Genomic DNA, 20,353 nt, shown 5'->3' with positions numbered 1-20,353 from the left:
GCCGACTTCACCTATAAAAAATGCCAGTCAGCAAAACTGACTGGCATTTTGATTTTTATGCTAACCTACTGCTAGTACGGGTCATCGGACTTTCACATAGAAAGTTATAACAATTAACGATTAAAGGTGCTCACCACGACGTAGAGCATCGATACGTTTCTCTAACGGTGGGTGTGTCATAAATAGCTCAGACAGTGACTTCTTGCCGTTAATACCAAACGCCATCATCGAACCTTCAAGCTGTGGCTCTTGGCTCATTTTCAGACGCTCTAACGCTGAAATCATCTTCTGCTTACCAACAAGGTGGGCAGAACCTGCATCCGCTTTAAATTCGCGATGACGGCTATACCACATGGTCAAGATACTTGCTAAGAAGCCAAACAGTACTTCCATGATAGAAGACACGATAAAGTAGGTCATGTAGCTACCACCTTCGCCTTCTTCATCATTACTGTTTACACCACTGATAACGCCAGCAACCAAACGAGACACAAATATAACAAAGGTATTCACAACACCTTGCATCAAAGTCATCGTCACCATGTCACCATTGGCAATGTGGCTAACTTCATGTGCTAAAACAGCCTCTGCTTCATCGCGTGTCATGCTGTGCATCAAACCTGTTGATACAGCAACTAATGAATCATCACGCTTAGCACCTGTCGCAAACGCATTAATATCCGCTGAGTCGTAGATCGCAACCGTTGGCATACCAATGCCCGCTTGCTGAGCTTGACGAGATACAGTTTCCATTAACCAGTGTTCAGTCTCATTACGAGGGTGCTCAATGACAGCACCACCTACAGAGCGCAACGCCATCTTCTTCGACATGAATAGAGAGAACAGCGAGCCACCAAAACCAAACAAGGCTGCCATTACAAGTAACCCAGAAAGGCTACCTGGCTGCATACCAGTGACAGCATAAACAATGTTCAAGACGACACTGAATACCAGCATGACGGCAAGGTTGGTTGCCAAAAACAATGCAATTCGCTTCATATTTTTAGTTTTCTCCAATAAAAGAAGCTTCAACAGCTTTATTGTTAAATGCCACAACGCCTTCCTGCTACGCGCCATTTGCGTATGCGTAAAAAGCATTTAACGATTTATCTATATAGTATGGTCGATCAAAGTGATTACAAGGGAAAGTCGCAAATTGTTACTTTTCGTTAGCTCGCATACACTTTTGACATAACCATTGAGGGGTAGCGCATTGTATAGAAAGAGTTTTCTGTACAACAACACATATTAAGACTAAGTTACAAATTATCCTTTGTTTCTGATTAAACACTGAACAAAGTGTTTTTTTATTAGTATACGACCTTAGTCGTATTGCACAGAACATGCTAGTTAGCTATTGTCGATAGCATGTAGAGCGAATGTCATATCTATCAAGGAGGAAAAATGGCAGACCAAGAGAATTACCAAGTTGCAATTGATATCCTTCGCTGTCATCTGGGCATGACAGCAGATGAAGCACACAAAGAACTTGGTTTAGATCAGTCGGGCAAACAACAGTTATCTTCTACGCAAGAAGCGCTTATTGGTCTCACCCAAGACTAATCTAGCCTTGTATTCCAGCGTCACAACTTGCTCTGATAAATCCCCTGCCACTCGCGGGGGATTTTTGTTATAGCCTATCGTCAGCTATAACAAACTTTCACACATTTCAAAAAGTGTCGGAAATATTCAATCTGTAATAAGCCAACCCATCTATCATCCCCCTTATCGTATCCATTCCAATTAATAAGGTTTACAACATTGTCTATTTCCGCGCTTAAACAAGGTCAGCCTGTTGCATTAACACCAACACTGAATATTTCACTTATCACCCTAAATGACTTACCAGATATTATTAACATGCTGGGTAACCCAGCTGTGAGTGAATTCCTGTTTTTTGCACCTGCACCTGTTGAAGTTTACGAAGGTTTCTTTGGCCCTATTATTACAAACACCGAAAAAGCCATCGCTGTGGGTGAATGGCCGGAACATCTCACCATTGTCATTCGAGACACAAGTGGCGTATACATGGGCATGGCAGGTTTGCCGTCTGTAATGTTCTTAGAAGGCAATTTTGAAGTAGGCTATCAGTTAGCAGAACATGCTTGGGGACAAGGGATTGCCACTCAAGCCGCACTATACTTAACTGCGCTTGCATTTAACGAGCTTGGCGCTCACAAAGTCACGGCTGATTGCTATGCCAGCAATATAGGGTCGTACAAAACGCTAGAAAAATGCGGATTCAATCGTGAAGGCAGCCAGAAAAATTACTACAAGGTTGAAAACGGCTTTGTTGATCGTCTACATTACGGCATGACTAAAACAGACTTCATTGCACAAAACTCAGCGCAATGAAGTCTACCGCCGAGCAATAAGTCAACACTATCACTTCTCGCGCCCCACTCACATCATCATGCCGCTGTGGTGATGTGGATTATCCCCTCTATCTCCCGTTAATCTAGGCCCTCACTTTGCTTGCTGCCTCATAGTCTATAAATTAGATGGTCGTTAATATTGACCTGTCTATAGCTTTACAGTTTACAGTGCCTTAGTTCAAACAATCGTGTGGAGAAAAACAGTGTATCGAATCTCAGAACTTGCAGAGCAAGTAGGCTTATCACGCACTGCTTTGCTCTATTACGAGAAACAGCAACTCATTAAGGGTCATCGTCTCGACAACGGTTATCGCGTATACAGTGATAAAGATTTACAGCGGATCCGCCTAATTCAGCAGCTGCAATCCGGAGGACTAACACTCAAGGAGTGTAAAGCGTGCTTAGAAGCAAAAGTGGATCGCCAGTTACTGGCAAACCGTTTAGTAACCTTGGATGAAGAAATTGCGAAAAAGCAGCAATCTCGTCAATTGCTTGCTGCATTACTGGGTGAAGGTGACCTTAAAGCATGGCATGAGAGCGTTGATAAAGTCGCGCCAGATGCACATTTAGACTGGTTAATAAAGCAAGGTTTTACTGAAAAAGAAGCTTTGCACTTAAAATGGTTATCAAAAGACATGAACGAACACGACACTTACATGGCCGACTTTATGAAGGTCTTTGAAACACTTGAACGTTGGGCTCCAGGTTCTGAAAGCGAAAGCCTAAAAGCACTATCATTTATTCCCCATACACCTAAAGCCATTCTTGAAATCGGCTGTGGTAAGGGGCTAGCAACTCACTTATTAGCAAACCACACCGATGCATCAATCACAGCGGTGGACAACGAAGAGTCTGCCCTGCAACGACTCAACGAACGATTCACAGCCAATCACTTAGCCCATAGGCTCACGACTGTGTGTGCCAGTATGACAGATATGCCCTTTCCCAATAAAAGTTTTGATTTAATTTGGTCGGAAGGGAGTGCTTACATCATGGGGGTCACCAAGGCCCTATCCACATGGAAGCCTTTGCTGACTGACGACGGTATGATGATGCTCAGTGACCTTGTATGGTTGACCGACACACCAGATGATGAAGCGGTTGAATTTTGGAAGCAGGAATACCCTGATATTCAGACTGTCGCGACACGTTTAGCACAAATCAACGCCGCAGGTTTTGACGTTATTGAGCACTTCACACTCAGTGAAGAAGCATGGCAAAACTATTACGAGCCACTCAAATCGCGAGTGAAAGAACTTGAGGCAGGCATCCCCCACTCTGTTGCCCTGCAAGACATTAACAAAGAGGCCAAGATCTACACCCGCTACCTTGGTCAGTTTGGCTATCAAATGTTTATCTTAAAAAAGCGGTGCTAACTATTCTGGCTCTTCACATCATTTCGAAAGTGTCATGGTGTGAATCCCCTCTGACAAACTCAACGCTTTTTCGCTTATATCCTCAATAAGCAATCAACTCATTGTTTCCTTACGTGGACGTTTTAAGCCTGTTTCGGCTTATATTTTCCGATATATTCATACCAACACAACTAGTAATAACACCTAGTCATTTGCCCCGACTGGGAATCAAAGTACGAGAAAACAAATGAAATTAGATGCGATCCTTTGGGATTATGATGGAACACTCGTTAACTCAGTCCCTAAAAATATCGATATTACGAAGCATATTTTATCCATCGTTGCCCCCCACCTCACAGGCGATAACCTTCCTGAGTGCCTACAAAGTGAAGCAGCCTATCATCAGGTAAACCATGCGGCCAAAAACTGGCAAGATCTTTATGTACGCTATTACGGTATGACAGAATCAGAAATGTTAATAGCAGGCTCATTATGGGCTGAACATCAATTAACGAATACAACCCCCGTCCAACTGTTTACAGGTATAGACTGTACTATCAGAGATCTATCCTTGATCCCTCATGGTATTTGCTCACAAAATGCCTCACAAAACATTTTGAATGTATTAACTGATGCACACGTTGATCCCTATTTTAAAGCGATTATAGGCTACGATGATGTTGCTAGCTCAGGGCAAAAGCCATCACCAGAGAGCGGCTTGTTATGTTTTAACCAGTTATTTGATAGCCCTGAAAACAAAACCATTATGTACATTGGCGATCATGAAGCGGATGTTCTTTTTGCTAAAAACATGAATGCAGCATTGGGTGATAATACAACCGTTATTTCTGTTGCTGTCACCTACAGCGGTGCGCTACCTAAGCATTGGGCTACCCAGCCAGACTTCATTATTCACACACCAACAGAATTAACCACTCTCTGTGTACCGTACTTATCGTAGCTAACGGCTTTTGCGAACTTCTCTCCCCCTGAAGTCACAAAGATGTTGCAACCAACGAAGTTGATAAAAGCCCCCTGCTTATCATATGTGGGGGAAATATCGATATTACTTTTGTTGTAAACTTCGCCCTAAATCCTTCCTGTAATCATCATAGGAAGCGTAGCCATATAACCGCCACATTTCAGGGCTTTTTAAGCCATACCGATAAACACACTCTGCAAGCCATTGTTGACGATTAATAGCAATAAGCTGTTCTATTTTATGTTTAAGTAATGTCATCTTAATTCTCCAATGTGGTGGACATTGAAAGTATATTGACCACAGCTCACAACATAAGTATTCGGCAAGCATATAGCAGTACTTTTCGTGCAATATAAACATAACAAGGCTATTTTCAGTATAATTTCAATACCTAAAAACCACCCGTAACCATCGGTGGAAATAAAGAATGAAGGCAAAATAATGAAGGGACACCTTGAAAAAGTACCTCAGCGCATTGGAGCATCTTGGCGATACCGAAAAATCGTTGAGGGAAGTAAAAGCTATGGCTGGCACCGACACAAGGAGTATGAACTCGCCATTCATCGTCACTTTCAAGGTTGTTGTTTTGTTGGCCACCACCAGAGCAATATTCAGCATAATCATATGGTACTTATCGGCCCTGACCTACCCCATGCCATGTTTTCCAATACTGACGGCCAACACACTCAGTGTGAAACACATGTCATTTGGTTTCGTAAAGATTGGGTTCAGCAACTCATCGCCTGTTGCCACGAGTTAGACCCCCTAAAACGGCTACTCTCAAACGCGAGCCATGGCATACAGTTCTCTACCGATACAGCAGAGCGCGCAGCGCAATTATTAGCTGGTGTGATTGATATGCCACCTCACCAGCAACTCACCACGCTATTTTCATTGTTCTCACTGCTACTTGAAGATAAACAAGCGCAGCAATTGATGAGTATTGTTACAACAAACATTGATGATGAATTAGCCAATGAACGTATTGGTAAATCTGAGGCATTTTTAATGAAAAACTTTGCAAATGATATTAGCCTTAACGATCTGGGTAATCATTTGTATATCAGTGAGAGTAGCGTTCGGAGGCTATATCAAAAGCACTATAACGAAAGCTTCAGCCAACATTTAAAGAAGATCCGACTGAATGTTGCCTGCGATTTACTGATGAATACCCACTTACCGATAAATATTATTATCCAAAAGGTAGGATACGATAACCAAGCCAACTTTAACCGTCAGTTTAAAGCGTATAAGCAGGTCACTCCGACGGCTTATCGAGCGGCAATGAGTAAGATATAGATGGGGTAATATCGTGAGCAGACTTATGTACTATTTTACGCATGTTCCACTGTCACAACGCGATTTACCGGTTAACCAAAATGAAAAACGGTATCTATTTTTAGCAAAGAATAGGTAAAAACGATCGGCAAAGGGTTTGATCAGGGGCCAGCGCAAGGGTGCGTATAACCAGCCTCGCCCAACTAACTGCCATGCACGATGCGTGACGTCTAATCCCAGTAATAACTGCCCTTTATCATCTAATGCATGCAGCACGGTATTAGCTGCGTTCGCATCAATTTGAGGGTATGCACTAAAAGCGTCACTGTAGATGTCCACGATTTGAATAACACGCTGGTGATCTTTTGCTGCCAGCGCTGACATTTCTTTTGAACAAAGCGGACATGTTCCATCATAAAATACCGTGAGCTTAATCATTACGACCTTCAGTACAGTGAATGTATTTACCCTAATGTACGCGATTAAGTCTGTTTCGATCATCGTTTAATAAATTTCAGATAAAAAAAAGCCCCGAACTCAGTACTGATCGGGGCAAAGACAACTCTGGAAATGAAATTTAATTAGCTTTTCTGAAACCGTATTTCAATCTGGACAAGCGGTCGGTAAGCCGTGTCCAGACTGCAATATCGGTCTATCGGCGCATCTGTTTCTGGGTTAATTCAACGGCACGAAGTTGTGCCATTGCTTTTGCCAAATCCATTTGCGCCTGAGCGAAGTTCACATCGTTAGCATGCTTAACAATGTTCTCTTCCGCTGCACGGCGTGCCTCGTCCGCGCGGGCTTTGTCGATGTCCTTCCCGTGCATGGCTGTATCAGCCAGCACGGTTACTACTGAAGGTTGTACTTCAACAATCCCGCCCGAGATATAAAGGATTTCTTCAGGATCCTTTAGACCAGTAACGAAACTCGCCACACCTGGTTTTATCCCACTGAGCAAAGGAGAGTGGCCCGGGCGAATACCTAATTCACCATCGAACCCTGCAATCGCCAGCGCATGGGCCGGACCAGAAAACAGTGGGCCTTCGGCACTCACAATGTTGAGCTGGAACGTATTTTCAGTAACGCCAATTGCCATAACTTACCCCTTTACATCTGCTTCGCTTTTTCAATTACTTCGCCGATATTGCCGCAGTACAGGAACGCCTGCTCTGGGATATCGTCATATTCGCCGCTTAGCAGCCCTTTGAAGCCTTCGATCGTTTCTTTCAGAGAAACAAACACACCTGGCTGACCAGTAAACACTTCTGCTACGTGGTATGGCTGAGTTAAGAAACGTTCAATCTTACGAGCGCGGGAAACGGTTTGCTTATCTTCTTCAGACAGCTCATCCATACCCAAAATCGCGATGATATCTTTCAGTTCTTTGTAACGTTGCAATACAGTCTGTACACCACGTGCAACTTGATAGTGCTCCTGACCAACAATCAGCGGATCAAGCTGACGTGACGTTGAGTCAAGCGGATCAATCGCAGGGTATAAACCTAACGCTGCAATGTTACGTGACAGTACAACCGTTGCATCTAAGTGCGCGAACGTTGTTGCTGGAGACGGATCCGTCAAGTCATCCGCAGGTACATATACTGCTTGGATCGAGGTGATCGAACCTTTCTTCGTTGATGTAATACGCTCTTGTAATACACCCATTTCTTCAGCCAATGTAGGTTGGTAACCTACCGCTGATGGCATACGGCCAAGAAGTGCTGATACTTCTGTACCTGCCAAGGTGTAACGGTAAATGTTATCGATGAACAACAACACATCACGGCCTTCATCACGGAAACGCTCAGCGATAGTCAAACCTGTCAAAGCAACACGTAGGCGGTTACCTGGGGGCTCATTCATTTGCCCGTAAACCATGGCAACTTTGTCGAGTACGCCCGCTTCTTTCATCTCGTAATAGAAGTCGTTACCTTCACGGGTACGTTCTCCAACACCAGTGAACACAGACAGACCTGAGTGTGCTTTTGCGATGTTGTTGATAAGCTCCATCATGTTGACGGTTTTACCTACACCTGCACCACCAAATAGGCCGATTTTGCCGCCTTTGGCAAACGGGCAGATCAAGTCAATAACTTTTACGCCAGTTTCAAGCAGCTCAGCACTGTTTGCTTGCTCTTCGTACGAAGGTGCTTCACGGTGAATGGCATAAGTGACCTCTTCGCCAATCTCACCACATTCATCAATCGGTGTGCCTAGCACATCCATGATACGACCCAGTGTTGCTTCACCTACTGGTACAGAGATTGGTGAACCTGTGTTTTGAACATTCAGGCCACGGCGTAAACCGTCTGATGAACCCATTGCAATACAACGAACAACACCACTACCAATTTGCTGCTGGACTTCCAGCACTAATGAAGCATGACCATCATCAATAATATTCAGTGCATCGTATACGCGTGGCACACTATTCTGGTCAAATTCCACATCAACGACTGCGCCGATGACTTTGACAATTTTACCCGTACTCATTTGTTATCCTCGGAAATTCATTGTTAGCTTGGTATTACACAGCTTGGGCACCAGCTACAATTTCACTCAACTCTTGAGTGATGGCTGCCTGTCGGGCTTTGTTGTAAACCAACTGGAGATCATTTATCAGGTTGCCTGCATTATCGGTTGCTGCTTTCATTGCCACCATTCGTGCGGCTTGCTCACATGCACAGCTCTCAACCGTTCCCTGATAAACCTGCGATTCGATATATCGCAGCATTAATTCATCCAGTAGTGCCTTCGGGTCTTGCTCATAGATGTAGTCCCAACGGCCTGACGTTTTTTTACTGTTAGCATCATCAACTTGTGCCAACTCTGGCCGTGGTAGTAACTGCACCACTTGTGGCTTTTGCACCATGGTGTTAACAAATTCGTTATACACCAGATGTAAGCGATCAATTCGGCCCTCGTCGTAATGCTCTAGCATGGCCTTCACTGGGCCAAGCACATCTTCCAACTTAGGTTTGTCACCCAGACCAGAGGTCTGAGCAACAACATTACCGATACGGTGAAAGAAAGAGATGGCTTTAGAGCCAATCAAAGAAGTATCAACCTCTACCCCTTTCTCACGCCATTGCTGCATCTCACCCAGCACTTTCTTGAACAGGTTGTTATTCAAGCCACCACACAATCCTCGGTCAGAAGAAATAATGATGTACGCAACCCGTTTAACTTCGCGTTCTTCAAGATATGGATGCTTATATTCCAACGAGCCTGAAACAACGTGACTGATCACCTTACGCATGTTGTCTGCATAAGGGCGTGTCAGCACCATGTTGTCTTGCACCTTACGCATCTTGCTCGCGGCAACCATTTCCATCGCACTGGTGATCTTCTGGGTGTTCTGAACACTACTGATCTTGGTGCGAATTTCTTTTGCGTTTGCCATTTTTCGCTCCTGTCTACCTCGTTGCTATGCCGCTGAGCGGCTTACCCTGACAATTAAAACGACTGGGTGTCCATGAAGGTCTTCAACAGGTTGTGCAGATTAGTTTCAATCTCATCGTTGTAATTACCCGATGCATTGATTGACGATAGCAATTCAGCTTGTGAGCTCTTAGCAAAAGCCATTAACTCAGCTTCAAATTCACCGATACTCGCTAATGGGATCTCGTTGAGGTAGCCTTTTTCAGCCGCAAAAATAGCAATCGCCTGTTCAGCAACAGACATAGGTGAATACTGTTTCTGCTTCATTAGCTCAGTCACTTTTTCACCGTGGTCCAACTGTTTGCGTGTTGCGTCATCTAGGTCAGATGAGAACTGAGCAAACGCTGCTAACTCACGGTATTGCGCCAATGCAGTACGAATACCACCAGACAGTTTCTTAATGATCTTGGTCTGAGCAGCACCACCAACACGAGAGACCGAAATACCTGGGTCAACCGCTGGGCGTAAGCCCGCATTGAACAAGTGAGTCTGTAAGAAGATCTGACCATCTGTGATAGAAATAACGTTGGTCGGAACGAAGGCAGATACGTCACCAGCTTGCGTTTCGATAATAGGTAGTGCTGTGAGTGAACCCGTCTTACCTGTTACTTCACCATTGGTGAAACTTGCGACATAATCTTCGTTTACACGCGCTGCACGTTCTAGCAAACGGGAGTGAAGATAGAACACGTCACCAGGGAAGGCTTCACGACCCGGTGGGCGTTTAAGAAGCAGCGAAATTTGGCGGTAAGCAACAGCTTGTTTAGACAAGTCATCGTAAACAATCAGTGCGTCTTCACCACGGTCGCGGAAATACTCACCCATAGTACAACCAGCATACGGAGCAAGATATTGCAGTGCAGCCGCTTCAGAGGCAGACGCTACAACCACAATCGTATTTTGTAGGGCGCCGTTTTCTTCTAGCTTGCGTACAACGTTAGCAATGGTTGAGGCTTTCTGGCCAATTGCCACGTAAACAGAGTAAATACCGGATTCTTTTTGGTTGATGATGGCATCTATCGCCATCGCTGTTTTACCCGTTTGACGGTCACCGATGATCAATTCACGCTGACCACGGCCAATTGGCACCATGGAGTCCACGGCTTTGTAACCAGTCTGAATCGGTTGATCAACCGACTTACGATCGATAACCCCTGGGGCAATAATTTCGACAGGTGCAAAACCATCATTTTCAACCGCACCTTTGCCATCTAGTGGCTGACCGAGCGTATTAACGACACGGCCGAGTAAGCCTTTGCCTACTGGTACTTCAAGAATACGGCCAGTCCCTTTTACTGTCATGCCTTCAGCAAGGTCAGCATAAGGGCCCATAACAACAGCACCGACTGAATGGCGCTCAAGGTTCAATGCAAGTGCATAGCGGTTGCCAGGAAGTTCGATCATCTCGCCTTGCATTACATCCGCAAGGCCGTTAATGGTGATGATACCGTCACTTACGGAGATAATTGTGCCTTCATTACGTGCTTGGCTAGCTACGTTAAAGGAGGCGATCCGTTGTCTTATTAGATCGCTGATTTCATTTGAATTTAATTGCATGTCTAGTACCTAATTACACCTCTAGGCGGCTCGCAAGTCGATTAATAGCGCTTTTTAGCGACCCATCAATCACAAGTTCACCAGCAGTGATCTTAATTCCTCCAACCAGCGTCTTATCGATCTGGCAAGTCAGAGAAACGGTGCGGTTCAACTTCCGCTCCAGAGCTTGGCTTAAGCTATCTTTTTGCTGCTCATCCAGCGGCTCAGCTGTTGTTACACAAGCCTCAACTGTGCGTTCAAAATCAGATTTGAACGTCTGATAAAGCTCTGCGACCTGAGGCAACACACCGAGTCGGCCATTCTCTGCCATTAGCTTGAGTAGATTCTGTCCGTACTCATCTAGCAGGCCTTCACAAATAGCCAGAAAAGACTGAGTAAATTCCTCATGCGCATCTGGGCCGAGCATATCAAGTGCTTCGATTTGGCTGGCGACAGACGGCGCTTGTGCGACTTCTTTCATCACTACCAGCATATTTTCCCAAGCTTCAAGCTGGGCTGCATCGCGAGCATAATCAAACGCCGCTTTTGCATAGGGGTAAGCAATGGTTTGTGAATCGGACATTCTTAACCCCTTATTACAGATCTGTGATGATCTTATTAACCAATGCTCGGTTGGCGTCCGTGTCTAGTTGACGGTCAATCAATTTCTCAGCGCTCTCAATCACCAAGGCCGTCATTTCGTGGCGTAGTTCTTCGCGAATACGATTACGCTCACTTTCCAACTCCGTTTTCCCTGCCGCAATAATGCGGGCTTTTTCTTGCTCAGCTTCGAGCTTGGCGTCTTCAATGATCTGTGAACGACGCTTGTTACCCTGCTCAACCAAGCTGCTTACTTGCTGTTTGGCATCTTCAATCAGTTTTGCACCATTAGCTTTCGCCATTTGCAACTCTTTCGCCGCATACTCGGTATGAGATAAACCTTCAGCGATAACTCGCTGGCGCTCATCAAGTAATGCAGTCAAAGGAGGCCAAACATATTTCATACAAAGCCAGACAAAAATCACGAAAGACAGTGCCTGTCCTAGCATGGTGGCATTTAAGTTCATTCCATCCTCACTTTTTGGTAACCCAATGTTGTTTAAAAGAGTGGTTGAATGACTTATGCCACAGCGAAGATAATGTACAGACCGATACCTACGCCAATCATTGGTACCGCATCAACCAGACCCATCATGATGAAGAATTGAGTACGTAGCATTGGGGTCAAATCAGGTTGACGTGCCACACCTTCAAGATATTTACCGGCTAAGTTACCGATACCGCTTGCTGCACCAGCAGCACCTAAACCAATAAGCAGCGCACCCGCAACGTAAAGAACTGCACTAACAATATCCATGAATAACTCCGAATCTAATTATGAAAAAACGTAACTTAAAAAAATAAAATCAATGTTGCTCTTCTACAGCCATTCCTAGGTAGACAATTGTCAGTACCATGAAAATGAAAGCTTGTAAGAACACAATCAAGATGTGGAACAGTGCCCACGGCACACTCAGTGCCCATTGCATCCACCACGGCATTAATGCGATAAGAATAAAAATCATCTCACCTGCATACATATTCCCGAACAGTCGCAAACCAAGTGAAATAGGTTTGGAGATCAGTGTTACTAACTCCAAAATAAAGTTCACTGGATACAACAATGGATGAGTAAAAGGTTGGGTCGTTAATTCTTTAATGAATCCAACTAAACCTTTATTTTTGAGTGTATATCCAATAATAAGGATGAATACACCAATCGCCATCGACATTGGAACATTTATATCAGCTGATGGTAGATCCCTGAAATGCTCAAAACCAAGAGTACGCGCAATCATTGGCACATAATCAACAGGAAGCAAGTCAATCGAGTTCATTAAAAACACCCATACGAATATAGTTAATGAAAGAGGACCTATTAATTTATCTTCTGTTTTAAATATTTCCTTAACTAGGTTATTAACAAATTCAAATGTGATTTCAATAAAGCATTGCAACCGACCAGGAACACCACTCGTTCCTTTTGTTGCAACATACCTAAACACACCAATAAAAGTTAAACCTAACACCCAAACCATGAACATGGAGTCTAAATTAATGCTCCAAAATCCTTCGCCTGCGGTGAGAAATGTCAGATGGTGCTCAATATATTCATGAGCAGAAGTAACTATTTCCACCTTACGTCATCCTAAATTGAGGTTTGTTAAGTATAGGGGTTAAACAACTTCCCACATAAGTCAGCGAGTATGCTACTAACATAACTATCTCATTGATTTCTATAAACCTAGAAACCAAAAGCATCAACACAGCTGTGTATATCAATTTGATTGATTCATTAAACCATGCCAGTTCGCTGATATGACTTCTGTTATTACGCTTAACTTTAACTGCAACAGCAAGCAAACCTAATAAAGAGGGAACAACAGCAATAGCAACACCAATTAATGCTGACTCAACACTCAGGGCATCTCCCAATACTATTTGATATAAAATCACAAGAGCACCAACAATTGATTGTGCGATTAATAATGATTTCACAACAGAAATAATATCAGACCCTGGGGAGTAACTTTCCATAGATATATCCTCTTACGTTAATTAATATTTAGCCAACCACCTCCCAAACATCATCAACCATGAAATATCCGATGTAATATAAATAAAACCCAAAGTGTTTTTTTAAACTAACACATAGATTTTAAATGTCACACAAAAATAAAGTTATTTTTAATTTTCTTATATTTCCAACCATAAAACACATTCCAATTTAAATCATCCAAACATATATTTACTTACAATACATATAATGAATTATTTTAATTAAATTCCGTTTTTGATTTTTATTAAAATGATATTTTAAATAAAGTTATGGTTTGAAGAGGGATTGAATCTACGCCTCGCCAAACGTGATTGGAATCTCAATTTTTGCAATCATTGATTTTCATTTTTGGTGGTTGATTGTGTTATCAGTTAGTAGGAGTATGCATATATGAGCTGAATAGTTATGCTAGCAAAGCTTGTTGATAAAAATAATAATCTTTTAAAAATCAATACGTTCCTTTAAGAAAATAACCTTGCCTACCCATTTGTGGTTATTAGCTGGTAGGCCATATAGAGACGAAGATGTAGAAATGAGAAAAACCAAAGCAATGTTCGTTGAGCAGGCACGGGCTTTTCATAACGGAAAATACGGTTATGAAAATTTCGTGTACACCAACGCCAAAGCCAAAAGCTTAGTGACTTGTCCTATACATGGTGATTTTGAGCAACGGGCTGATGCCCACCTAGCTGGTAGAGGGTGCCCTAAATGTGCAGGCAAAGAAAAACAAACAATCAAAGAGTTTGTGATAAAAGCAAAGAAGGTGCATGAAGATAAATACGACTACAGTAAGTTTGTTTATCGTGGCTCACTTGAGAAAAGCATCATCATTTGTCCACATCATGGTGAGTTTGAACAGCGCCCAAATTCTCACCTTGCAGGTAAAGGCTGCCCGAGTTGTTCTCGATCCAATCCTTTGACCCAAGAGCAATTTATTGAGCGTGCTTATGCTGTCCACCATGGTAAATACCATTATGATCGCTTCGTCTATGCAGGAGCATTAACCAAAGCGACCATTACCTGCCCGTTACACGGTCCTTTTGAGCAACGGCCAGACACGCACTTACGCGGTGCTGGGTGCCCTGCTTGTGCTAAGAGTAATCGTACCAAAACCACCTCTGATTTTGTTAGTCAAGCCTTAGCCCTGCATAATAAACGTTATAGCTACGAAAATTTCGTCTATGTTAACGCTCGCACTAAAGGCAAAATCACTTGTGCAATTCACGGTACCTTTGAGCAGTTACCTTTTAATCACCTTGCAGGGAATGGATGCCCTCATTGTGCTGCGCAGAGCCGCCCTAGCTTTATGGGTAATAGGTTACAACCCTTCTTATTGTGGTTACTAAAACCTTTGCTGGCCCACTCACCGCACTTTCACACCTTCTTCTTACACCACCCAGTGTTTCATCACGCTGTGACTCGATTGATTTAATTCACGTACAAAAAAGCCGACTCTCGTCGGCTTTTTAATATCTATCTACTTACTGCAAGTAGCAGGTATTTGCTAATTATAGCCCTAGCGGTGCTAAGTTGATGTACTTAGACAGATCACGCTTTTTGATACCTGGCATGTATGGGATTTCGCCGAGTTTTGGCGCGCCTAGGTTGTCTTCCATCATGCGAATGATTTCTGCGTAATTCTCTGTACCCGGATTAATTCGGTTCGCGACCCAGCCCACAAGTTCTAGGCCATCGTTACGAATCGCTTCTGCCGTTAGAATAGCATGGCTCATACAACCAAGTTTCACGCCGATAACCAAGATAACAGGTAGCTTCTCTTGCTTAACCCAACTTGATAGGTAGTCAGTACGTGAAACAGGTACACGCCAACCACCTGCACCTTCAACTAATACCGCTTCCGACTTTTCTTTCAATGCTGCAAGACCTTCAGAAATCACTGGAAACTCAATGACTCGGTTTTCTTGCTCTGCCGCTAAGTGTGGTGACACCGCCGCTTCAAATGCATAAGGGTTAACTTCGTCGTACGCTAGCTCAACAACAGAGGCTTCTTGAATGTACAACGCATCAGAATTACGCATACCTTCATCTGTTTTTACACTGTCTGACGCTACTGGCTTATAACCTGCCATCTTGATATTCGCGCTAGCCGCAGCTTGTAAAATTGCGCGCGAGGCAACCGTTTTACCTACTTCGGTATCGGTTCCTGTCACAAAGAAAGCGTTAGTCATTTATTATTACTCCAAAACAGACTTGATAGGTTGCTGGCAGTTGGCCTTTCTCATCTCTAAACTCATCGTAAGCGCGTTCTAAAGCCTGAATTGTCTTGCGACTAGCTAAGCCTGCTTTGCGTTCCCGCTGCAGATGCGTCGCCCCTATCCCTTTCAGGTCTTTCATGAGTTCAACTGCCGTATTGTATTTCACTGTAATCGGGAGGAATTCTAGGGTATCGATTTCTCCCCCCGCTTGCGCCAGCGCAAGTTTTACCGCCTTTTGCGAAAGAAAGTGGTTCACATGTTGATATTGATCAACCTGCAGCCACGCATAACGAAGCTCATGGAGTGAATTTTCTGCCAATGTGGTGAATAAAATACAACCACCAGGTTTGACCACACGTCGTAACTCTTTCAAGGGTACAGATAAATCAGGGCACCACTGTAGCGCTAAAGTGGTATATGCAATATCAAAGCTATTATCCGCAAAAGGCAGATCTTCTGCATCACCTTGTTGATAAGTGACTTGGTTACCACAACGTAATTTCGCCTGCTCCAACATTTCAGATGATAAGTCTGTCGCGCAAACATCAAAACCACGGTTAGCTAGTTGCTGTGAAAAATATCCCGTTCCACATCCTAAATCGAGTAGCTTGCTGCCCACAGGAATAAGTGCTGGTAGCTTCTCCATAAGCTGATGGCCAACTAAACGTTGAAAAGCGGCAGATTTATCATAGTTAGCCGCAGCTTTACCAAAGGCGGCTGCAATTGCACTTTTATCTACACACGAAATAGGTTCTGTTAGTTCGGTACGATTTAAGTTCGACACCTTTTTTGCAACATCAGTCATACATCACCTCATTGATTGTTGTTGCGAGATATTTAACATCCTCGATGCTATGACTAGCCGTTAATGTAATGCGTAATCTGGCACTATTTGCAGGGACAGTCGGTGGCCGTATTGCACTTACCCAACACCCACGCTGGTTTATCGCATGAGATAGCTGCATAGCTTTTTCACTACAGCCCACCAGCAACGGCTTAATAGGCGACGGTGTATTGATAAACTTAATAGCACTATCTAAGGCCTGTTCGAATTCGTGGCTTAGGTGCGCCAGTTTTTCACGTCGCCAATCACCTTGCTGAATCAACTCACAAGCTTGAGATAGTGCATAGGCTTGCGCAGGTGGCATAGCGGTTGAATAAATAAAGTGGCGAGCAAATTGCACTAAATATTCGGCAGTTTCTTCGCTACACAGCACGGCTGCGCCTTGCAAACCAAATGCTTTGCCAAAAGTGACAACCAAAATATCGGCTTTTATCTTGGCTAAATCGCAACTGCCACGCCCTTTTTCACCTAAGACACCACAGCCATGTGCATCATCCACCATGAGCCAAGCATCGGCAGCTTGCGTCAGATTAGAGATGTCAGTTAATGGCGCGAGATCGCCATCCATACTGAATACCCCTTCGGTTACCACCAAAGATGTTTGATCCACTTGTTGGCAGAGTAATCGCTGGAGATGAGCCGCATCGTTGTGCTTAAAACGTTTCATGGAGGCGGGAGATAACATGCCTGCTTCAATGAGTGAGGCATGGTTCAGTTTATCTTGCAGCAGAATGTGGGCTTTATTCAGTAAGGTAAACAACACCGCTTGATTCGCGCTAAAGCCACTGTTGAACAGTAATGCACGATCGTAGCCTAGCCACTCTGCAAGCTGTTGTTCTAACTGTTGATGAGGTTGATTAAACCCCGTGACAAGTGGCGATGCTCCACTACCCGCTCCAAAGCGTTGCAAACCCTGTTGCCACGCTTGAAGCAGTTGTGGATCTTGCGCTAAACCAAGGTAATCATTTGAGGAGAAGTTTAGTAGCGACTTACCTTGATGATTAACGTGCTGCGCTGTTCGCTCTAGACATACACGCTGGCGATATAGCCCTTGTTGATGACGCTCCGCCAGCGCTTGCGTAATATGTTCGTTAAACCGAGACATGATAAAAAGCCTTGCTAAACCAATGTAATACTAGACAGTAGCATCATAAAACAAGTCATCTTTACCTGGACGAGCAGCGACGCGTTCGGCCACTCGATCAAGCAACTCATGCTCTTGAATTTCATCAGGCTTCGCGGCGTGCTCTTGGCTGTTAATACCCAATTTAGCAAACAGCTGCATGTCTTTATCTTCACCTGGGTTTGGTGTCGTGAGCAGTTTACAACCATAGAAAACTGAATTGGCCCCCGCCATAAAGCACAGTGTTTGCATTTGTTCATTCATGTCTTCACGCCCAGCCGAAAGTCGAACGGCAGATTCAGGCATAATGATACGTGCAACAGCAACAATACGAACAAAATCGAAAGGGTCAACGTCATCCACATTTTCTAATGGTGTCCCTTTCACTTTCACCAACATGTTAATTGGCACGCTTTCAGGATGCGTTGGTAAGTTCGCTAGTTCAACCAACAAAGCCGCGCGGTCACGTGAGGTTTCACCCATGCCGATGATGCCGCCCGAACAGATTTTCATACCAGAATCACGCACATGACTCAGCGTATCAAGACGATCTTGGTAAGTACGCGTCGTAATTATGCTGCCGTAATATTCAGGCGAAGTATCAAGGTTGTGGTTGTAATAGTCTAAACCAGCCTCGGCTAAGACATTAGCCTGATCACCCGTGATCATACCCAGTGTCATACAGGTTTCTAGGCCCATTTCTTTTACCCCGCGGATCATGTCCAACAGGTAAGGCATATCGCGCTCTTTCGGGTTTTTCCACGCAGCGCCCATACAAAAGCGAGTGGCACCAGATACTTTTGCTTTATTGGCAGCATCAAGCACTTGTTCTACTTCAAGTAGGCGTTCACGTTCAACATCAGTACGATAGTGCGCACTTTGCGGGCAGTATTTACAATCTTCAGGGCAGGCACCAGTTTTGATCGACAGCAAGGTACTCACCTGAACCTTATTAGGCTCGTGGTATTGGCGATGAACCTGCTGTGCTTCAAATACCAAATCCATGAACGGCTTATCAAATAAGGCTTGAACTTCCGCGACTGTCCAGTCGTGTCTTACTTCCACGTATATAACCTCTTTCTCTAACACTCCAATACGATCTTGCTCATATTGGTTGTGCAATCGACATGCTTAATTGCTTGTTATTGTTCTGTTGCCAATCACTAGATTGGTCGACAAAACATACGAGTAAATGTATTTCTTTGAATAATTTTGCTCGCTGTAATGCTTGGCTAGTCTACGTAGACTTAGTAGACTGTCAACTAACAACAAACACCAAGGTTTACATCTGTGCAAGAATTAACCAATAAAATAGATTTAGAATTTGATCAACAGCACATCTGGCACCCATACACCTCCACGCTAACCCCCTTGCCTTGTTACCCTGTCACAGGTGCAAATGGTGTTTATTTGGAACTAGAAGGGGGAAGGAAAGTCATTGATGGGATGTCTTCGTGGTGGTCTACCATTCACGGTTATAACCACCCATTACTTAATGAAGCAGCAAAAACACAAATAGATAAAATGTCACATGTCATGTTTGGCGGGATCACCCACCAGCCAGCAGTGGATTTGTGTAAGAAATTGGTCTCAATGACCCCTGAATCACTACAACATGTTTTTCTTGCCGATTCAGGCTCTGTCGCTGTGGAAGTCGCGTTAAAAATGGCGCTGCAATACTGGCACACCAAACAAGAACGCCGCCCGAAATTTCTGACCGTTCGCCACGGCTACCATGGTGATACCTTTGCTGCCATGTCAGTGACAGATCCTGATAACTCCATGCACAGCTTGTATAAAGGCTTCTTGCCTGAGCATATCTTTGCTGATTCACCTGAATGTGGTTTTTTCGATGAATGGCGCGAAGATGATATTCACCATTTTCGCGAACAAATCACCCAACACCAAACAGAGCTTGCTGCGGTGATCCTTGAACCTATCGTACAAGGTGCTGGTGGCATGCGCCTATACCATCCCACTTTCCTCAAGCGTGTTCGTGAGCTATGTGATGAATTTGGTATTCTCTTAATTGCCGATGAAATCGCGACAGGATTTGGCCGAACAGGGAAATTATTTGCGTGTGAACATGCAAACATCAGCCCTGATATTATGTGTGTCGGTAAAGCCTTAACGGGCGGCTACATGACACTTTCCGCAACGTTAGCAACAAAACATGTCGCTGATACTGTCTGTGGCGGGGATGCAGGATGCTTCATGCACGGACCAACCTTTATGGGGAACCCGTTAGCTTGTGCCGTAGCGAATGCCAGCTTAACCCTATTGCAAGAAGGTAAGTGGCAACAACAAGTCGCAGCAATAGAAAAACAACTGGCACTCGAATTAGCTGAAATTAGTCACCTCAGTGCCGTGAAAGCTGTACGCTGGCTTGGCGCGATTGGCGTGGTTGAATTACATAACGCCGTCGATATGGCCAGTATTCAGCAAGCATTTGTCGACGCTGGTGTCTGGATTCGCCCATTTGGGAAACTTGTGTACATCATGCCACCCTTTATTATTACACCGGAGCAACTTAGCAAACTCACTTCTGCCATTTTTACTGTGCTTTCAGCATCAGAATAACCTCATTATCGAAAAGCAGACAAA

The 20,353-nt window shown here is 44.1% G+C and carries 23 protein-coding genes; 7 read left to right on the top strand and 16 right to left on the bottom strand.

From position 1 onward, the window contains the following. Positions 1–120: 120 nt before the first annotated feature. Positions 121–999 carry a protease HtpX gene (htpX, locus tag OCU77_RS07010; protein ID WP_048897173.1) on the bottom strand — a complete coding sequence of 293 codons (879 nt, stop codon included), beginning with the start codon at positions 997–999 and terminating at the stop codon, positions 121–123. 405 nt (positions 1,000–1,404) lie between these two features. Between htpX and OCU77_RS07005 the strand changes: the two genes are divergently transcribed. From OCU77_RS07005 to OCU77_RS06990, 4 genes are all read left to right on the top strand, one after another. Further along, positions 1,405–1,563, top strand: coding sequence for a hypothetical protein (locus OCU77_RS07005; protein ID WP_048897172.1), 159 nt, complete (start codon positions 1,405–1,407; stop codon positions 1,561–1,563). Between the two features lie 198 nt (positions 1,564–1,761). After that, positions 1,762–2,355 carry a GNAT family N-acetyltransferase gene (locus OCU77_RS07000; protein WP_048897171.1) on the top strand — a complete coding sequence of 198 codons (594 nt, stop codon included), beginning with the start codon at positions 1,762–1,764 and terminating at the stop codon, positions 2,353–2,355. Between the two features lie 223 nt (positions 2,356–2,578). Next, complete coding sequence (locus OCU77_RS06995; RefSeq protein WP_107302410.1) at positions 2,579–3,751, top strand: MerR family transcriptional regulator; 1,173 nt, start codon at positions 2,579–2,581, stop codon at positions 3,749–3,751. Between the two features lie 226 nt (positions 3,752–3,977). Then, positions 3,978–4,691, top strand: a complete 714-nt coding sequence (locus tag OCU77_RS06990) for an HAD family hydrolase (RefSeq protein WP_048897170.1) — start codon at positions 3,978–3,980, stop codon at positions 4,689–4,691. Between the two features lie 105 nt (positions 4,692–4,796). Here the strand turns inward: OCU77_RS06990 and OCU77_RS06985 are convergent, their stop codons facing one another. Next, positions 4,797–4,970 (bottom strand): hypothetical protein, encoded by a 174-nt coding sequence (locus OCU77_RS06985; RefSeq protein ID WP_160314687.1) that lies wholly within the window; start codon positions 4,968–4,970, stop codon positions 4,797–4,799. 183 nt (positions 4,971–5,153) lie between these two features. Between OCU77_RS06985 and OCU77_RS06980 the strand changes: the two genes are divergently transcribed. Continuing rightward, entirely contained in the window at positions 5,154–6,011 is an 858-nt protein-coding gene (locus OCU77_RS06980) for a helix-turn-helix transcriptional regulator (protein WP_048897169.1), read from the top strand. A gap of 30 nt (positions 6,012–6,041) precedes the next feature. On the opposite strand, the gene OCU77_RS06975 is transcribed toward OCU77_RS06980, so the two are convergent. The 10 genes from OCU77_RS06975 to OCU77_RS06930 form a co-directional block, all read right to left on the bottom strand. Next, positions 6,042–6,428, bottom strand: coding sequence for a thiol-disulfide oxidoreductase DCC family protein (locus OCU77_RS06975; RefSeq protein ID WP_048897168.1), 387 nt, complete (start codon positions 6,426–6,428; stop codon positions 6,042–6,044). Between the two features lie 214 nt (positions 6,429–6,642). Next, positions 6,643–7,086 (bottom strand): F0F1 ATP synthase subunit epsilon, encoded by a 444-nt coding sequence (locus OCU77_RS06970; RefSeq protein WP_048897167.1) that lies wholly within the window; start codon positions 7,084–7,086, stop codon positions 6,643–6,645. An 11-nt stretch (positions 7,087–7,097) separates the two neighbouring features. Further along, complete coding sequence (atpD, locus tag OCU77_RS06965; protein ID WP_048897166.1) at positions 7,098–8,483, bottom strand: F0F1 ATP synthase subunit beta; 1,386 nt, start codon at positions 8,481–8,483, stop codon at positions 7,098–7,100. A gap of 34 nt (positions 8,484–8,517) precedes the next feature. After that, positions 8,518–9,393 carry a F0F1 ATP synthase subunit gamma gene (atpG, locus tag OCU77_RS06960; RefSeq protein WP_048897165.1) on the bottom strand — a complete coding sequence of 292 codons (876 nt, stop codon included), beginning with the start codon at positions 9,391–9,393 and terminating at the stop codon, positions 8,518–8,520. A gap of 53 nt (positions 9,394–9,446) precedes the next feature. Beyond that, on the bottom strand, positions 9,447–10,988 hold the full coding sequence (atpA, locus tag OCU77_RS06955; protein WP_107302409.1) for a F0F1 ATP synthase subunit alpha: 1,542 nt from the start codon (positions 10,986–10,988) through the stop codon (positions 9,447–9,449). Between the two features lie 13 nt (positions 10,989–11,001). Further along, positions 11,002–11,550, bottom strand: coding sequence for a F0F1 ATP synthase subunit delta (locus OCU77_RS06950; protein WP_048897164.1), 549 nt, complete (start codon positions 11,548–11,550; stop codon positions 11,002–11,004). A gap of 13 nt (positions 11,551–11,563) precedes the next feature. Then, complete coding sequence (locus tag OCU77_RS06945) at positions 11,564–12,034, bottom strand: F0F1 ATP synthase subunit B (RefSeq protein ID WP_048897163.1); 471 nt, start codon at positions 12,032–12,034, stop codon at positions 11,564–11,566. A 53-nt stretch (positions 12,035–12,087) separates the two neighbouring features. Continuing rightward, positions 12,088–12,324 (bottom strand): F0F1 ATP synthase subunit C, encoded by a 237-nt coding sequence (atpE, locus tag OCU77_RS06940; protein ID WP_004730405.1) that lies wholly within the window; start codon positions 12,322–12,324, stop codon positions 12,088–12,090. Between the two features lie 49 nt (positions 12,325–12,373). Continuing rightward, on the bottom strand, positions 12,374–13,144 hold the full coding sequence (gene atpB / locus OCU77_RS06935; RefSeq protein ID WP_048897162.1) for a F0F1 ATP synthase subunit A: 771 nt from the start codon (positions 13,142–13,144) through the stop codon (positions 12,374–12,376). 1 nt (position 13,145) lies between these two features. Further along, positions 13,146–13,544 (bottom strand): ATP synthase subunit I, encoded by a 399-nt coding sequence (locus OCU77_RS06930; RefSeq protein WP_048897161.1) that lies wholly within the window; start codon positions 13,542–13,544, stop codon positions 13,146–13,148. Between the two features lie 554 nt (positions 13,545–14,098). On the opposite strand from OCU77_RS06930, the gene OCU77_RS06925 reads away from it, so the two are divergent. Next, positions 14,099–14,998 carry a hypothetical protein gene (locus OCU77_RS06925; RefSeq protein WP_193391636.1) on the top strand — a complete coding sequence of 300 codons (900 nt, stop codon included), beginning with the start codon at positions 14,099–14,101 and terminating at the stop codon, positions 14,996–14,998. 76 nt (positions 14,999–15,074) lie between these two features. On the opposite strand, the gene bioD is transcribed toward OCU77_RS06925, so the two are convergent. The 4 genes from bioD to bioB are packed head-to-tail and all read right to left on the bottom strand — an operon-like array spanning position 15,075 to position 18,814. Further along, a complete protein-coding gene (gene bioD / locus OCU77_RS06920) occupies positions 15,075–15,755 on the bottom strand; it encodes a dethiobiotin synthase (protein WP_107302408.1) in 681 nt (226 codons plus the stop codon). Then, positions 15,748–16,587, bottom strand: a complete 840-nt coding sequence (bioC, locus tag OCU77_RS06915; protein WP_048897160.1) for a malonyl-ACP O-methyltransferase BioC — start codon at positions 16,585–16,587, stop codon at positions 15,748–15,750. Before bioC ends, bioD begins: the two co-directional genes overlap by 8 nt. Next, positions 16,580–17,734, bottom strand: coding sequence for an 8-amino-7-oxononanoate synthase (bioF, locus tag OCU77_RS06910; protein WP_160314691.1), 1,155 nt, complete (start codon positions 17,732–17,734; stop codon positions 16,580–16,582). Before bioF ends, bioC begins: the two co-directional genes overlap by 8 nt. A gap of 27 nt (positions 17,735–17,761) precedes the next feature. Beyond that, positions 17,762–18,814, bottom strand: coding sequence for a biotin synthase BioB (bioB, locus tag OCU77_RS06905; protein ID WP_048897158.1), 1,053 nt, complete (start codon positions 18,812–18,814; stop codon positions 17,762–17,764). A 225-nt stretch (positions 18,815–19,039) separates the two neighbouring features. Here bioB and bioA point away from each other — a divergent pair, with 225 nt between their 5' ends. After that, positions 19,040–20,329, top strand: a complete 1,290-nt coding sequence (gene bioA / locus OCU77_RS06900) for an adenosylmethionine--8-amino-7-oxononanoate transaminase (RefSeq protein WP_107302407.1) — start codon at positions 19,040–19,042, stop codon at positions 20,327–20,329. The last annotated feature ends 24 nt before the right edge of the window (positions 20,330–20,353 follow it).

The organism is Photobacterium swingsii, assembly GCF_024346715.1.
Classification (GTDB): domain Bacteria; phylum Pseudomonadota; class Gammaproteobacteria; order Enterobacterales; family Vibrionaceae; genus Photobacterium; species Photobacterium swingsii.
The sequence above is the reverse complement of the archived record's forward strand: the minus strand, read 5'-3'. Positions and strand labels throughout refer to the sequence as shown.